Origin of the sequence: Bacteroides sp. AN502(2024) (assembly GCF_041227145.1) — a bacterium.
Taxonomy (GTDB): domain Bacteria; phylum Bacteroidota; class Bacteroidia; order Bacteroidales; family Bacteroidaceae; genus Bacteroides.
The window spans coordinates 899,413-916,308 of the sequence record NZ_JBGFSP010000003.1; the positions used below are offsets into that span (position 1 = coordinate 899,413).

At 36.9% G+C, this 16,896-nt stretch carries 12 protein-coding genes and 2 pseudogenes; 3 read left to right on the forward strand and 11 right to left on the reverse strand.

Going from position 1 to position 16,896, the window contains the following annotated elements; genetic code table 11:
* Positions 1–20: 20 nt before the first annotated feature.
* From AB9N12_RS03510 to AB9N12_RS03520, 3 genes are read right to left on the reverse strand one after another with little or no spacing between them, the layout of a single operon-like run.
* On the reverse strand, positions 21–1,547 hold the full coding sequence (locus AB9N12_RS03510) for a C2 family cysteine protease (RefSeq protein WP_369889716.1): 1,527 nt from the start codon (positions 1,545–1,547) through the stop codon (positions 21–23).
* 54 nt (positions 1,548–1,601) lie between these two features.
* Positions 1,602–3,566 carry a RagB/SusD family nutrient uptake outer membrane protein gene (locus AB9N12_RS03515; protein WP_369889718.1) on the reverse strand — a complete coding sequence of 655 codons (1,965 nt, stop codon included), beginning with the start codon at positions 3,564–3,566 and terminating at the stop codon, positions 1,602–1,604.
* Between the two features lie 22 nt (positions 3,567–3,588).
* Positions 3,589–6,741 (reverse strand): SusC/RagA family TonB-linked outer membrane protein, encoded by a 3,153-nt coding sequence (locus AB9N12_RS03520; RefSeq protein ID WP_369889720.1) that lies wholly within the window; start codon positions 6,739–6,741, stop codon positions 3,589–3,591.
* 538 nt (positions 6,742–7,279) lie between these two features.
* Between AB9N12_RS03520 and AB9N12_RS03525 the strand changes: the two genes are divergently transcribed.
* Complete coding sequence (locus AB9N12_RS03525) at positions 7,280–7,429, forward strand: hypothetical protein (RefSeq protein ID WP_369889721.1); 150 nt, start codon at positions 7,280–7,282, stop codon at positions 7,427–7,429.
* Between the two features lie 204 nt (positions 7,430–7,633).
* On the opposite strand, the gene AB9N12_RS03530 is transcribed toward AB9N12_RS03525, so the two are convergent.
* From AB9N12_RS03530 to AB9N12_RS03565, 8 genes and pseudogenes are all read right to left on the reverse strand, one after another.
* Positions 7,634–8,314 (reverse strand): glycosyltransferase family 32 protein, encoded by a 681-nt coding sequence (locus tag AB9N12_RS03530; protein ID WP_369889723.1) that lies wholly within the window; start codon positions 8,312–8,314, stop codon positions 7,634–7,636.
* A 3-nt stretch (positions 8,315–8,317) separates the two neighbouring features.
* Entirely contained in the window at positions 8,318–9,556 is a 1,239-nt protein-coding gene (locus AB9N12_RS03535; protein ID WP_369889725.1) for a TIGR04157 family glycosyltransferase, read from the reverse strand.
* Positions 9,553–9,861 carry a hypothetical protein gene (locus tag AB9N12_RS03540; protein ID WP_369889727.1) on the reverse strand — a complete coding sequence of 103 codons (309 nt, stop codon included), beginning with the start codon at positions 9,859–9,861 and terminating at the stop codon, positions 9,553–9,555. Before AB9N12_RS03540 ends, AB9N12_RS03535 begins: the two co-directional genes overlap by 4 nt.
* A gap of 13 nt (positions 9,862–9,874) precedes the next feature.
* Positions 9,875–11,038 (reverse strand): annotated as a pseudogene (locus AB9N12_RS03545) (peptidase domain-containing ABC transporter); the annotation flags it as partial.
* A 201-nt stretch (positions 11,039–11,239) separates the two neighbouring features.
* Positions 11,240–12,493, reverse strand: a complete 1,254-nt coding sequence (locus AB9N12_RS03550) for a TlpA family protein disulfide reductase (protein ID WP_369889728.1) — start codon at positions 12,491–12,493, stop codon at positions 11,240–11,242.
* Between the two features lie 135 nt (positions 12,494–12,628).
* Entirely contained in the window at positions 12,629–12,916 is a 288-nt protein-coding gene (locus tag AB9N12_RS03555) for a TIGR04149 family rSAM-modified RiPP (RefSeq protein ID WP_369889729.1), read from the reverse strand.
* A gap of 114 nt (positions 12,917–13,030) precedes the next feature.
* A complete protein-coding gene (locus AB9N12_RS03560) occupies positions 13,031–14,191 on the reverse strand; it encodes a TlpA family protein disulfide reductase (RefSeq protein ID WP_369889730.1) in 1,161 nt (386 codons plus the stop codon).
* Positions 14,188–14,679 carry a hypothetical protein gene (locus tag AB9N12_RS03565; protein WP_369889732.1) on the reverse strand — a complete coding sequence of 164 codons (492 nt, stop codon included), beginning with the start codon at positions 14,677–14,679 and terminating at the stop codon, positions 14,188–14,190. Before AB9N12_RS03565 ends, AB9N12_RS03560 begins: the two co-directional genes overlap by 4 nt.
* A 635-nt stretch (positions 14,680–15,314) precedes the next feature.
* Between AB9N12_RS03565 and AB9N12_RS03570 the strand changes: the two are divergent.
* A pseudogene (locus AB9N12_RS03570) lies at positions 15,315–15,407 on the forward strand (XRE family transcriptional regulator); the annotation flags it as partial.
* A gap of 81 nt (positions 15,408–15,488) precedes the next feature.
* Entirely contained in the window at positions 15,489–16,556 is a 1,068-nt protein-coding gene (locus AB9N12_RS03575) for a YhcG family protein (RefSeq protein ID WP_369889734.1), read from the forward strand.
* The last annotated feature ends 340 nt before the right edge of the window (positions 16,557–16,896 follow it).

Below are 16,896 nucleotides of genomic sequence, written 5' to 3' on the forward strand. Positions count from 1 at the left end.
TCTTCTTTTAAGATTTGAAATTAAAAATTAGGAATATATCCTCCCAAGTCTGGTCCTACACCATAATTTTTGGCTGCTCCCGGTGCACAAATACGCAAATCAATCATCGGCGGAATCCGGTTATCATTTTTCACTTTCATGACTCCGTCAGTAGTTCCTCCCCAAGGATTACGCATCTTGAATAGATGAGAGCCATCATCCGGCAAAATAAATGTATACGCATGTCCACTAGTAGTCTGCCAGTTTTCGTCCACCTGTTCACCACTTCTTGTGAAACCACCAATAACCAAACGACCTTGTTTAAGTGATACTTCTACAGCACGTTGCAAGTCTTCAGCAATTAATGCACCTGCGCCAAAGCCTACGCTCTCTCCATCACCGGTAAAGATTGCAGATACATATTCCGTACCGATACCTCCGATATTAGAACTGCCCAAATAAACCTGACGCCACTTCATCATCGCCTTTTCAAGTATCGTAGCCCAAGTAACTTCCTTATTTCTTCCACCTAATGCACCTAAATCACCACTGTTACCGATAAAATAATCTCCACCGACACCCACAGGTATTTGCTTTCCTGTCGGATCATACATAGTAACCGTATATGTCTTGTCTTTATTATCCTTAATAATATGCTTAATGAAGCGAGGATAAAGATAGGCCATCGAAGCAAACACTGCACATGCACAACAATCGCCCACCCAACGTTGATTTACATCAGACAAAGCGGGACTTCCATTTGGATAAAGCGATACTACATTAAATGTATTCCAAGCCATCTTCTTTCCGTTGTCTCCAAATGGTTCCGGTTCTTCCATAGGATCAGCAAGCCATTTCAAATCCGCTGCCGTAGCCTCCAAATCATTTTCATGCTGTTTACCCATTGGAGTAATAGCGCTAAACGTGCTGGATCCTTTACTGGAAATCAAGTCATTAATGTTTTCTGTATATGAACGCATAGCCACCAACTTCCATTCGGCTATTTGCGTAGCAGTACCACCATTGTTTGCTTCCACAAGAAGTTGGTAATAACGATAGGCAGTTGCATTATCTACCTCGTAGTTTTTTTCTTCTTTTCTCGCTGCAAAAATTTGGTTATCCTGTACATCCAATATCGTCCACGTCTTATTATCATTCGATCCGTAAAGTGTCCATGCTTTCGGATCCATTTCAGGTGTATCAGCAGCAGATGTCAGAGAATATGCAGTCATGGCCTTACTGCTGTTCCCGTTCCAAGTGATACGGAAACTGCTATGGTAAGTGACATACTTCGTATCAGCATTATCATCTACCAAACCCTTAATCTCCGAACCAACAGGAGCATCCGCATATTCAGCAACAATTGTACCACTAGACGGCATGTTAGTATTTCCCGAACCGAGTACATAAGAAACCGGAGTTTTTCCGTTCGAGTCTTCTCCTCCATTGCCTCCTCCATCGTCGTCAGATGAACAACCGGTAAAATAGACAGGAATGAATAAGACAAAAAGAAAAAAGAATTTCTTCTTTATGCTCGTACCGATCAATCTTATTTGAGATATCTTCATTGTTTTCTTCTTCTTAGATTCTAAAATTATTTATAGATTGGAAAACGGAGTATATTACTCCGCTGTCCATCCAAAATTTTGTACCATCTTCGGATTACGACGTACATCTTCGTCCGGAATCGGGAAAAGATAATGTTTAGGTAAGAATGTACGTGTCTCCACCACAACTTTCTCAAAGAATGCAGGAGCATCTGATCGGAATGCCATACCATGAATAGCTCCACCTTCTCCCCCTCTGTGATAGCTAGGATAAATCCAGTCATCACCAACAGCCATATTGGCCACTTTCCAACGACGCACATCAAAGAAGTGATTCCATTCAAACATCAGCTCGATCAAACGTTCACGACGGATACGTTTGTCCACTCCATCACGTGTATCTTCATAAGGGATGCATTCAAATCCGTTATCATCTGTTGTACCTGCTGCACCATACCCCGGGATACCAGCACGGGCACGTATTTTATTCACATATTTGATGGCTTCAGCACGTTGTCCACATGCACTCAATGTTTCAGCATATCCCAAATACATATCGGCCAAACGAAGCAAAGTAGCACAATGTCTATTAGCCCCACTACGTCCTTCTTTCGGTGCCATTTTACGCATACCATAACCCGTATAAGGCGCATCCCAATTAGCATTCGCATAACCGGAATTACCGTTAAAAGTTAGCTCTGTCGTTACCTCTCCACGCGGAGTATCCGTCTTCAACCAAGTAGAACCATTAAATGTGATATTTGTATAGAAACGCGGTTCGCGATTAGCCCATTGTTTCAATGTCTTATTTGAATTGGCTTTGAAATAAGTTCTAGTATTCACGACAGCATCCTTATAATCTGTAGGCCAACCCAAATACTCACTGGAAGGTACCCCATTATACTCTTTATAGTCCTCATCATCCACAATTCTACGACCGTCTTTCGTAAAATACAAATCCACCATCTCTTGAGGTACGCCATATCCCAAACCACCTCTCAAAGCACTACCGTTATCATCATATCCTTTATGATAAGGTGTGGTTTCATAAGCACGCATATCATGATCTGCCAACCGAATAAAGATCTGTTCCTTGTTCTCGATACCATAAAACACCCCTGATGTTACTTTCCTGTATGATTCATAAAAATCAATCTTTCCATCAGCAGTCTTTTCCGTATACAGAGAGAAAGTGCTTCCATATTCATTGAAAAACTCCTGATAAGCATCGCGTGCAGCCTCCCACTTTGCCTTTTCCTGTGATTTATCTTGTGGGAAAAGCTGTTTACCACTTTCCGGATTAACGATACCGGCATAATCTGCATTACAATTAAACAACGGACTTGCTGCATACAACAACATTTTCGCTTTAAAAGCTTTACAAACAGCTCTGTCTATACGCCCCAAGTTAGAACCATCATATCTATCAGGGAGATCATTTGCAGCAGCATCAAATTCCCCTACCATGAAATCCACACACTCGTCTACCGAATTACGTTCCTTCAACAGTTCACTTGTTGAAATATCCAACGGTATAGGTTCTTCTCCCAAAATCACAAACGGACCATAAGAACGGAAAATCATGAAATAATAGAAAGCACGCAACGCTCTGGCTTGCGCCTTCCATTGTTTGCGTTGTGCAGCCGAAGCTTCCAGACAACGATCTACATTCATTATAAACGTACTAGCGCGAGAGATACCTTTGTAATACTCAATATACCAGAAGTTAATCCATGAAGAACCTGCATAAGTAGCTCCAGAAGCCCACTCGCTACCATTATTTCCATCCCATGAAAGTTTACATTCTAACGATCCGGTCGTCCAGATTCCCGACATTGTATTTCTTGCACTACGTTCAAGTGTTTCATCGGGTACATAGTTATACACATTATTCAAAAACTGTTCTGTTTTTGAGCGATTGGTAAACGTATCCTCCAAATCATATTGCTGACCGGGGATTGCATCAAAAAAGTCATTGCATGAACTAAATCCGACTGCCAAAAACAGTGCCAAAGTTCCTATCTTAAATATATTTTTCATATCCTTGCTAACTATTTATAATTTAAAAACTCACATTCACACCCACTGAATATGTGCGTACATTCGGATAAGATGTACCATTATTGGTATTCAACTCCGGATCCCACAACTTAAATTTAGAGAATGTCAGCAAATTAGTTCCCATCAAATAAATACGCGCACTCTTCAAAAATGACCGGTTAATCAATTTCTTTGGAAGTTGATAGGCGATTGTCAACTGTTTCAGACGCAGGAAACTGACATCTTTCTGCCACCATGTACTAGTTTTCATATTATTCTGATTAGCATTATTTCCATGATGCAGACGCGGATAAAATACATCCTGATTAGTCGGGTCATCGGCAGACCATCTATCGGTAATGTTCGCAAACAAGTTAGTAATACCCGAACCATCGTTAAAAGGATAAATGGCATTGCCTCCCAAACAGCGATCCGCCTTGGCATTACCGGCAAAGAGTGCTCCAATAGAGAAATCACCTAGTTGCAAATCTGCACCGAAACCATAATAAATTTTAGGCACATCTCCCTGTCCTATCAAACATTGGTCATCATCGTTAATCACTCCGTCACCGTTCAAATCTTTATATTTAATGTCGCCTACTTTAGAAATCTGTCCCGGATATCCTTCGCCAAACTGCTTGGCGTGGTCCATAATTTCTTCTTCACTGGTGAACAATCCTTCAGCAATCCATCCCCAGCGTCCGTTTACGTTTGTTCCTCTCTTTTCCAACCATGGATACCGTACAAGAGGATCATCGTTTTCAATGATTTTATCCTCATTCCATGAGAAATTTCCGCGAACAGTCAAGAAACTTTGTTTACCGAGTTGTTGGGTATATTCTAATGTAGCTTCAAATCCTTTATTGTCTACCACTCCCAAATTAGCATAAGGCATTTCTACAAATCCTGAATAATCAGGAATAACACGTCGAGTAATAAAGATATCCTTACGATGTTCTTTAAAGAAATCAAAAGTCAATGAAAGATTGTCTTTGAGGAATTTTAAATCAACACCCAAATCTTGCTTACGAGAAGTAGACCAACCTACATTAGCTCCATATTTACTGAATCCCCAACCACCAACACCATTATTTTGGTCGCCAAAACGATAACCATCTACACTAGCCATCTGATCGAGATACATAAAACGACGTCCCGTCACAGCGTCCGTACCTACCAAACCATCTGTATAGCGTACCTTTAAATAAGAAACAACATCTTGCAAAGGTGTCCACCAAGATTCATTAGAGACAGCCCAACCAATACCAAATGCAGGGAAGAAACCGAAACGTTTGTCGGGACTAAAATTCTCGGAACCATTGTATCCGGCATTTGCTTCAAAGAAATAGCGGTCATTCCAGGAATAAGTGACACGAGCAGCTAGACCTTGTTGTTTATAAGGTAAAGAGCCTACCAGATTATCGGAACTTGAACGATAAATTTTCTGATTATATAACAAGAGTCCACCTATACGATGCAATCCCCAAGAACGGTCATAATTTAAAGATGCCTCAAAATAGGTACTTCTGGAATCAGAAGCACTTTGTTCGAAAGCCAAATCCTTATGTCCGGTATATGTCAACGCATAACGATAATCACCGTTTTCATCAAATACATCGTCATTCCATAACCCGTTTTCATCTTTGGTTCCAGCAAAGTTATATGTATCTTCACGCTTGTTGTATTTTAGATCACGACTGTTATGCACGTCGAAAGCCAACATGGCAGAAACGGTGAGTCCTTTACTCCATTTCCAAAAGCCAAGATCTTGTGTCAAACGAATGTTGGAGTTCAACTGATTTCTTGATTCATTCTTATAACCACGACGAGTCAAATCTGCATACGGATTGCGAAGATCACCATTGGTAGAAATTCCAGGTATGGAACCATCAGGCATCATCAACGGCAAATACACCGGATTGATTTCCATAGCTGACGCAAACAATGCGCTGGTAGACTGTTGAGGATAATTACCCATAGAAAGAAAACCGTTAAAACCCAAATCAACAGTAGTTGTTTCCGTCGGCTTCAAATTTAAGTTAGCTGTGTAATTATAGCGGTCGTAGCGTATATTAGCATCATAATTTTCCATTTCAGCAGTACGTGTCAGACCTTTTTCATTATAATAGCTTAATGAAACGTAGTAAGTAGCATTGGGCACACCACCACGTACACTAACATTTACACGACGATTGTGTCCCCAGTCATTAAACAATTCGTCCATCCAATTCACATTTGGATATAGATAGGGATTGAACATTAGCGGATTATCGTTCGGCAGCAAGCCATGGGCTTTCTTTGTGGCTTCAATGTATTGCTGCGAATACAACATACTGCCTTTGGTATCCATATAAGCTTCGTTAGCCGCATCCATATAGGTAAAAGCATCTGCCATTTCCGGTTTTTTAGTCAATGTCACAAAACCTTCATAGTAATCGACTGAAAACTGAGGTTTCCCTACTTTCCCCGGTTTAGTTTTAATCAAAATTACCCCATTAGCACCACGCACCCCATATACAGCTGTAGCAGAGGCATCTTTCAAAACTGTAAATGATTCAATATCTTCAGGATCAATATTGTTGAAACTGCGTTCTACACCGTCCACCAATACCAAAGGCTTAGAATTTTGACCAGTCAATGTAGAAATACCGCGAATCCAAAGATCCGAATCATCGTGTCCCGGCTCTCCTGTACGTTGTACAGCCACTACCCCCGGTAAACGACCGACAATGGCAGAAGACAAATTGGCTGTCGGCATCTTTATGTCCTCTATCTTCATTGAAGACTGCGCTCCAACTACTGATACCTTACGCTGATGCCCATAAGCCACGACCACTACCTCATCCAAAGCAGAGATATCTTCTACTAAAACTACATCAAGCACTTTCTGCTTAGCAACCTTTACTTCCTGAGACTTATATCCTATATAAGAAACTACCAAAATAGGATTTTTAGAAGATAACTTAAGATTATACTGCCCATTGGTATCAGTAATAGTACCATTGGAAGTACCTTTTTCCTGAACACTCACTCCTATGAGCAACTCCCCTTTTTCGTCAGAGACACGTCCTGTAACCGAAGTGCCTTGTGCACACACCGTTGTACTAAAAGCTATCAAGACTGCCAATAGCCACAACGACTTCATGTGATGTTTTTCCATTCTGAACAAACTCATGTTACTTGTTTTTAATTAATAATAAGGTTATCAAACATGTTTAATTTCTTGTTAACGGGGCAAATTAAATACATTTCCAGTTATTATTAGTCCTCTAGCGTGACAAAAAACAGGGAAAAATCAGATGTCCATTCAGAGCACAAACGCAAAAATTAGAGCACAAACTAAAATCCTAATTATCATATATATATCATTCCATTAGTACAATGAGCGCACAGATTAAGATACAAAATATTTATTATTATTCTAAGTTATTCATATATCTTTCGAGATAAAGTGCAAGAAATAGAACAAGAATTGCTTTAAAGGTGTTTTAATATTCAGCGATTTCAGTCTCTATTTAAATCAGGGAATACCAACATGCGATGCCGTGTTACTTCGATCCAATGGTAAATTTGGAAATGAAAGCATCACCTTTGTCTAAAGCGATGCTTTACGCCTCTTAAAGCAATGCTTTAGACTTGCTAAAGCTTAGCTTTAGAGTTAATACAATACCATGTTCTTACGGGAAAACAGGTGTTTCCTTACAAAGGAACAGGTGATAGATGAAAGATGCGGTGATAGGTTAACAACAACCTATCACCGCTCTGTAACTACGATGGATAAAGAGTTTCAGAACGATGGTGATAGGTTGAAAGAGGAATTGACGAAATCAATAGGAAGGAGGATCGGTAATAACACCCGTTGATGCATCAAATAGATCTGCAGTAACCATGGCACATCCAACCCTCGGATGTCGAATCAAGAAAGGAAGTTTCCTAATTCTTCGTTGCTGTAATACATAATCAAGCGGTATCAATGTTACAGCAGCGAAAGTAATCGTTATTACTCAATCTGTGCTTGGACGCTTACTCAAGTTCATTATCTTAATTCTTTTTTAGTGACCACATATTCAAAAATAATGAATGGCATACGCCTTTTCTAATTTATTCTCCAAAATATCCATATTGCGATTATTTAAATAATCCATGGTATCCTGTTGAGTAAAAGGCGAAATATTCTCTGCAGGCATCAGGAACACGTTACTTCCTTTGCCATATCTCTCAAATGTTCTCGTCAGCATCAATGGCCCGGTTGTATCCAATATTTCTAAATTCCGATGTGAATAAGACGCATCGAAATTTCGTTCAAAAACTTCAATGATGATTCTCTTCATAAAGGCATGATTGGGTACAGACATCATTATTGCGTTATTTATAAGTAGTGGAAGTCCCAAAACAGCAGCATGCTCTTGTGGCTCCACCGAAAAACAACATTCTTTATCTTTAAGAAAAGGGTCAAGAGATTTCAAACATTCCGTATCGAAATCTGCATATATTCCTCCTATCTTGTCAAGAATTAAATAGCGTATAGCATCCCAACGTTGAATATTGTATTTAAAGTTCTGGTAAACATTCCAATATTGAGGATAAAAATCCAGAATGAAAGTATTTATTCTCCCATGATCCCAAAGTTCATATTTCCAATCCGGATGATGCTCTTTCCATGTTTCTCCCAATGCCCTGAACTTTTCCGGTAGCGGATTTTCAATACCAGACCAAATTTGATGTATAATTCGAGGTATTCCAGCCATGCTCTATAAACTATTATATAAGGTTAGCATTTTATTTCTAAACAAAGATATTTCATATTTCTCAAGAAATTCTTTTCGCCCGTTTTCCGCTATCTCCGATGCGTATCGTTCATCTTCCAGCAATAATGCTATTTTTGCAGATAAGACTTGATAAGATATAGTTCTTTTTCTTTTGAATGTTATTATAGGTACTTTGAGTCCGGTTATATTATCCTTAATTATTTCCGATAATCCTCCTGTATTTCCTACAACAACCGGCAACTTATACATCATCATCTCTATTGCTACCAATCCAAATTCTTCGTGAATGGAAGGGACCACTCCTATATCCGCTATTTGATACAACTCTTGAATCTTTTTTTTACTGAGTCGGCCGGTAAATGTTATCCGAGTACAACATTCGAAAGCTTCAGCGAGCAATGGATTATAATTCCCATCTCCCACTAATATTAAATGAATATCGGAATGAGATTGAAGTATCTTTTTAAAAGCCTTGATAAGAGGACTGACGCCTTTGATCTCATCCAGACGTCCGACAAACAATATAACTTTTCTGTGATCAGCTATCCACCATTTGGCTCTCAAAACTCGTTTTTGAGTAGTGTCAAGTTCCTTGTAGTCGTCCTTCAATGCATTATTTATAATTTGGCATTTTGTTTTTTCTATGTCACTTACTTTTAGAAATGTATTTAAAGTATGTTCGGCAACACAAACAAAACGGTCACATTTCCGGATCATTCTGATGTCTTCTTTCAATTCATTATAATTTAGTTTATCGGCAAGACTCTTTCTTTGTGCACTCTCTTTTACTATGGTTAATAATCTTTTTTCATCTCCAAGTAAAGAGAAACTCCAATTCGTATAATGGCAAACCAAAATTATCTTACAGTTATATCTTCTTTTTAAAGCAGATACCAAAAGAGGGTTTGTCATGAAGTTTAGGTGAAATATACATTGCGTATCCTTACTTTGAATGATATACTCATCCAACAAATAGGCTACATTCCTATAATAATATCCGGCTTCTTTGACGCTTCTATAGCGAGCGGCAGATATCAATATTTGGCGATACCCTTTTTCCTCCGTAACAGCCACCTCTCTCCCTTCTCCATTTAAATATATGATATCGAAATCAATGTCAGAGTTCTTTAAATATGAAGTTAACTGATTAATATATGTGCCTATCCCATAATTTGCCGCTCTGCTGGCACTATTGAATATATAAACTTTTCTCTTTTTCATTTTTCTTTCAAAATTAGCTGTAATCCTATGCCTGCATATCCGTTATTACTAATACCGAGAGGGCGATTTTCATTAAACAGATTTTTTCGAGTATACTTAGTCTTGTGTATCAAATCCGTCAATACGTTATCTTTCATTCTACAACATTCACCCGCTACAGCATTTTTCAGTGTAGCAACCATTCTTTCTCTCCCGTTTTTTTCCAAAGCCATGCATAATTCTGATATATAATCTCCGGGAATGGCAATACTTCTAGTAGGTTTGCCCGTACAACGGGCTAATACATAATAAGCTATGCCTTCCAAACAACTTCACTTATATAGATTCCCATTTCCAACGTTGTTGTTTTTCGCAATTATTCAACTTGATTTCCTGCATTCCGGTAATGAGTTGTACCATGTTGCTTTGATTGGTGGAGGCTTGGGTGAATCGGGCGTTATCCAACTTCCGACGGTAACGCATGAAAGAAAGTATCCACAATACATATAAAGCATTCCCTACGAGAAACACTGTCAATATAGCCAGGTTGTAGTAAGCCATAATAAAGGCAAAGATAAAAAAGTTAAAGAAGGAGAATACGGTTGATAAAGTTGTTCCAGTCATGAATGACTGAATACGTCCATAATCGCCTATTCGTTGCATGATATCTCCTATATTTTTTGCATCAAAAAACCGGATAGGTAATCTCATGAGTTTGGCAAGAAAATCCGAAATTAAAGTTATACTTATTCTGGTATTCATATGGAGGCTGATCCAACTTTCAATAAATCCCACTCCCATTTGAGTCAACGATAGTACAAGTTGCGCTATAAGTACCAGAGTTACAAAACTTAGATTACTGTTTCCAATACCTTGATCCACCACAGCTTGCGTAAGAAAGGGAAAAATCAGAGAAAAAACACTTCCTAACAACATTCCTACAATGAGCTGGAATAATTGCGATTTATAAGGAAGCAAATAGCCAAGATAAAATGACAAGTTTCTTTTTTGTTGTTCTTTATCATCCATCCGTTCGTAAAAGTCGGGAGTCGGGAATAACAACAGGGCTACTCCCGAATCCTTCCCTTCTTCTTTAGTGCTGACCCAACATTTCTCAAATCCGCCTTTATCAAGTTGATATTTACCCTTTGCCGGATCAGATATGCAGAATTTATATTCTTTTTCTTTCCCCCAAACCATCCTTCCTCTTTTAATGTCATATAGAACAACAAAATGGTTCTGATTCCAATGAAGGATGCAAGGCAAAGGTACATCTTCAATAAGTTGTTCAATCCCTATACGGACTCCCTGTGACCTCAAACCTATACTTTCAGCCGCATCACTGATTCCCAGCATGGAAACTCCCTGACGAGTAATAAAACTTCGTTCCCGCAGATTTTGCAAAGAATAGCTACGGCCGTAGTATTTGGCAATCATACGCAGGCAGGAAGGACCGCAGTCCATAGAATCTAATTGTTGGTAATAAGGAAAAGTTTTTTGCATCTCTATTTTTACAGATTCCTCCACAAACTTTCGCACCGCCCGAATTTTCTTTCCAGCCACAGGTAGTTGGCGTTCCATACTGCCCTCCTACTACATTTCTCATCTCAAAATCACTCATTTCATGAAACTCTTTTAAGTTTTAAATTTCTCATTTTTTCATATAAACATACTTATAAATAAAACCATGGCGTAAAAGAAATATTATTCACAACACTTACTATTCATAAGTTCATTTACTGTTCTTTTCAAATCTTCCCCTCTAAGATCTACTGCTATAATTTTCCTGTCCTCATCAAGCAAAAAGTTTGCAGGCAAACGAGTAATTCCAAATAGATCTTTTAACATGTTTGCTTCTGTTGTTCCGGGTATAGCATTGACGTGAATAAATAATTGTTCAGGATCAAGCCTTCCTACCGCTTTTTCCCATAATGTATACTTTTCATCAATAGAAATTGCGTAAATGTTCAATGAATCCTTATATTTTGTCCGTACTTCAAGTAATTCTGGATAACTTTTACAACAAGGGGCACACCAGCTTGCCCAAAAATCAATAAGAATATATTTTTCCTTAATATCAAAAAGCCTTTGAGATTTTCCATTAATATCCTTCAATTCTATGTCGGTAACTTTATTCCCTAATACATAATGAGGAGACTTATTATTTGATAAAAACTCTTTGGTAGGAGAATAAAAAGACTTAAAGGATTTTGTTCGTCTTTGAATAATTTCCCTATACCTTTGAAATACAGCTTCTCCTTTTTCTGTAGCAGGGGCAGGAATTGAAGAAGAAAAATATTGTTTAACAGATTCGCTATCAGGAAAACGTTTAAGCATTACGTTCTCTAAACTATCTAACAACTCTTTAGGAATAGTATTATCATCACGCATAACAAGTAGTTTAGTACAATAGTTTTGTGCTGATTTTGTCTCTTTCAAGAATTGGAGTTGATGCCCTATAGCTCGAAATTCCGTGTAATATTGTATACTATCCATTATATTCTTATATATAGCACTATCTTTCATATTTATCAATGCACTCCCTAATTGCTCAATTTTTTGATTAAGCCACTTACGTTCTTTTACATATTTATATTGTTCCATTGTACCAATAGAACCGACTGTCAAAGGGAATCTAGAAGTTTCCGAGGTTGCATACACTGTGACATGCTCTTCCGGTTCCAATATAAGTTCCATTTGTAAAGGCCCCTTTTTTTCAAAAGTTATCCAACTCATAAAACAATCATTTTCCATTTCTTTTTCAAAATAGAAAGTTTGTTGTCCCTTTTCTAAAAAGAATGAATCTACTAAACATTCATTTTCTATAAGAAAAAACCAGTATATCCATTGAGAATCAATAGTAAACTCATCATTTACTATTCCTTTTATCTGTATCGTTTTTTTATTTAATGTAAAAGAAGAACAGAGGATACACAATAATAACAGTCTAAATTTCATATCTCACAATTTTATGAAAGGGGATAAATATCACCTATACTTCAAAAACTATATATAGATATTTTTATATACTACTAAACATAGTACTAAAAATTAGCTATTTGATGAATAGATATTTACCCCTTATCCTTTTATTTATCTACACGAAACTCCAAAACTCTCTACTCCTTGCTTAGATAAAGTTTCTCTCACTTTCTGACTAGCTTCCCTGCAGGTTCTTGCACAAACAGCACCCAATTCGACAGTTGTTTCCGGATCTCCATATGTGGGACCGACAAAATCAGCCATACAATAAAATAAATATTCTCCTTGGGAGTACCATGAAGACTCTGTGTATTCCGCATGTCCTCCCACAACATTTCTCATCTCAAAGTCACTCATTTCATGAAACTCTTTTAGTTTCAGTTTACTTAACTTTTTCATACAATTATAAATTAAATGATGTTACAGTTTTTTCTTACTCTGTAACTTTAGCAATGTTTATTTAGGACCGATCTCTAAATCAATAAAAAGGTTCCTCGCCTTGTTCTCTTGCATTTATATACTGCATAGTGAATATAGTTTCTTAAGTTGTTCATTATCTCTAATTTCTATAAATTCCCATGTTTGATTTGGATAGACTAGTATACAATGAGGTACTCCAACAACAAAATATTTATCCTCAATATTTTTAATATCCTTGTATGCCAATAAGGTACGCCATGGAATCTTTTCTTTATAAATTAGTTGCTGAAAAGAAGCACCTTCATTTTCCTCATCCAAAGATATATAGGTAATATCTAAGCAAGAATTTAAATCCTTGTAAATCTGCTTTAAAAGAGGAATTTCCTCTATACAAGCATGACACCATGAAGCTGTAAATACAAGTAAATTATATTTTAAACTATCTTGAACAATATTTTCATAACCTGCATTGTCGAATGTTGGCAGAGAGCTATTTGAGAATTTTGAATATAAATAACGCTCTATCTTTTCACCCCAATGGGTATTTTTAGAGCTATCAGAAAGATTTTGGTAAATACTCAATACATCTTCTTTGGTCTTAAAAAGATAAAGTGAAGAAGCAAGGCTACTTATCAAATACCAAGAATCCGGATATTTCTGTGATAATCTCACATACTGTTTCATATATTCATCATAAGAAATATCTTCATTCCTAGAATTAAGGAAAGCACAAAAAAAAGGGTCTTGTGATCTAACGGTAATATCTGAATTATCCTCTTTGAGAACTAGTTTAAAATCTTCATCAACAAGCTCTCCCAACATAATCGTATCTTTTTCCCCTATTTTAGTAAAGAAATACTCATTCGGGAATATACTTTCTCCTACATAAATTGCATGAATATAGTTATTTCTGCCTTGTACGCCAATATTACCAATAACGTTCTTCTTACCATTAACCTCATGAAGAAATCTTATCGATTTAGATTGTTTGTTTATATAATCGTATTTAGATAATTTTAAACGCATATCAGTAGAATTATGGATTATACTATCAGGTATCGTAAATTCCCATGTAAATTCACTTGTTTTTTCTCCGGAAAAAAACAAATACCTATCTTGGGTACACTCAAGAATATATAAAGAATCAAAAGGCGCATTCTCTAACGTAACATATAGTTTATAATTATCGGAATGTGAAATAGCTTGACAGGAAATTAATATCCATATCAACAGAAGCGAATATACTTTTTTCATAAACTATGTTTTATATCACTTTTAGAGAATAATGAACAAATTTTATCAGCCACATTACTATGGATATTGATTTGCTTCTCTACCAAAAGATAACCAATATATACTCCTGCTAAATTTAGTATCAACAAGAGGAATAGCCCGGCATTTTGAAGAATATGATTTTCATAAAGTGCTATACCTGTCAAAACGATCCCTGCTAGCAACAATAAAACTTTTTGAATAGAGGTTGCCAACTCTTCCTTTCTATGCTGCTTATATCCGGATTCAATTGAGTTTTCATCAGCTTCTTCGACAAGCAATGTTCCCGACCATATATAGAAAAAATCGTCTATACGAATCGTGAGATCTTTTTTATGCCATAAATAACTGATTTTTTCTTTGGAAAGTTCGTTAAAGTATGCATTAGCATGCTTATTTGTATACTTTACATCTAATAAAGAAAGTATAGACGTTAAAGTATTGGTGGGTTGTTTAGAAAGTATTGTCATATATAATTCATATTAGCCTAACATCTAAAGCATAATTTTTTTAAGGTGCACAAATTAAGTTCTTTTGAAATAAATATCTGTGCTCTATCGTGCCAAAGTTTAAATAAAATACAATTGTAAAATTAGAGCACAACAGAAGTAATTAGAGCAAAAATTAAATGTCTGATTATCAAACAACAATATAATTCACTGTCTCATTAAAGCACAAGTAGGTAGACAAACCAATTCTTATTAAAATTGGATAGAAATACTTTTATCTGACAAAAGGAGTATCCAAGGCTAGAAAAAGGGCAGAAACCTTATTCTCTTAGCTATGTGATCATAAACAATATATAGATAAGTTATATGTGATTAATACGATAGAAAAGTGGAATGGTTCTCCTTTGAAGAATAAGCAAAGCTGGATTTTAACGAGTATAACTTTCGTAAACCATAATAATTATAAAAGTGTGCAAGTTTTGTACTGAAAATATTGCTTACAAGGAATGGAGCTAATGTTTTTGTTTTTGAAGAGTCAGAATAATAAAAACGCTCAATAATTGTAAAAGTCAAATACACAAGTGTTTTTTGAATAAAAGTACTCATATTGTCAATCATTTTATATATCTTTGCATTTAAATTAAAGAATATTGCGAATGAAAGATTTGAATCGCATCAAAGTTGTGCTTGTTGAAAAGAAACGAACGGCTAAGTGGCTTGCTGAGGAATTTGGAAAGAATCCTGCCACCTCTGTATACATTAGACAAGATTGCAATGCTGCTCGACATTGACAGACGAAAACTCATAACTAACTGGTAAAGATTAAAGCTGTGACAGATATTATACAAATTCAAGAATCCGAGTATGATGCAATTCTGCGACAGGCTGTCGCAGTTATTGACCGGACAAGAGCAATAGTGGCAACAACAGTATGTTCTGCAATTGGTACTGCTCATTGGGAAATAGGAAAGTTGCTACACAACACAAAAGTTGAAAGTAAACATGGAAGTGGTGTGGTCAATCGCTTGTCTTATGATTTGAAACAACGTTACCCACAGATGGGTGTTTCTCCAAGAAATCTGTGGGACATGAAGAAATTTTATGAGCGCTTCTGTAACAGCGATCCAAAACTGCGACAGGTTGTCGCAGTTTTACCATGGGGACATATACTGACCTTGATGCGCAAATTCGGTGAAGATGACAATGCCATATTATATTATGCCCAGGAAATCACATCAAAAGGCTGGAACCGTGAGCTTCTATCAAGTGCTATCTCTCTGAAAATACACATGAGAAAGAACGAACTATCGGACAATAATTTCAAGCAAGCGTTACCTGCTACACAGGCGATGTTTGCTAATGAAGTGTTCAGAAGCGGTTATAATCTGGGATTTCTTGGTATCAAAGACCCTATATTGGAAACAGAACTTGAAGCTCGATTGGTAGAAAAAGTAAAGCAATTCCTTTTAGAGCTGGGCAAGGGCTTCACCTATATTGGCAATCAGTATGTGCTCGAATACAACGGAAAACGGAGCAAAGTTGACATGCTTTTCTTTCATCGTGAGCTGCATTGCCTTGTAGCTATTGATTTGAAGATTGGCGAGTTTAAGCCGGAATATGCAGGTAAGATGAACTACTACTTGTCATTACTTGACCGTTTGGAACGCAGAGCAGATGAAAACCGTTCTATCGGCATCATTTTATGCGCCGAGAAAGATCGTGTGGAAGTGGAACTGGCATTGGAAGATATAGGTAAACCTATTGGTGTCGCTGATTATCAACTGATAGTTCCACAGGAAAAACTAAAGAAAATAATAGCAGAAGAAGTAGAGGCCTTCGGGAAGGAACTTCCTCTTCGTACTGAAACGGAAGAGGGTGTCAAACAAGAAGGGAAATGACACTGCCGAGGCAATGATTCAACTTGCCTTATGTAAAATCATGCTTAACAAATTTATTGGATAATTTTTAAACAATTTCTAAAATTGGATAGAAATACTTTTATCTGACAAAAGGAGTATCCAAGGCTAGAAAAAGGATAGAAACCTTATTCTCTTAGCTATGTGATCAATTTATGATTATACGCAATTATGCGCAGGGAATACTAATATGTGATGCTGTGTTACTTCGATCCAATGGCAAAGTTAGAAATGAAGGTATTAGCTAAGAGGATAATCAAATTAGCTCATTAGCAAAATAATTTTAGCTAATAGCTAATCATAATCTTCCTAATATTTGCAG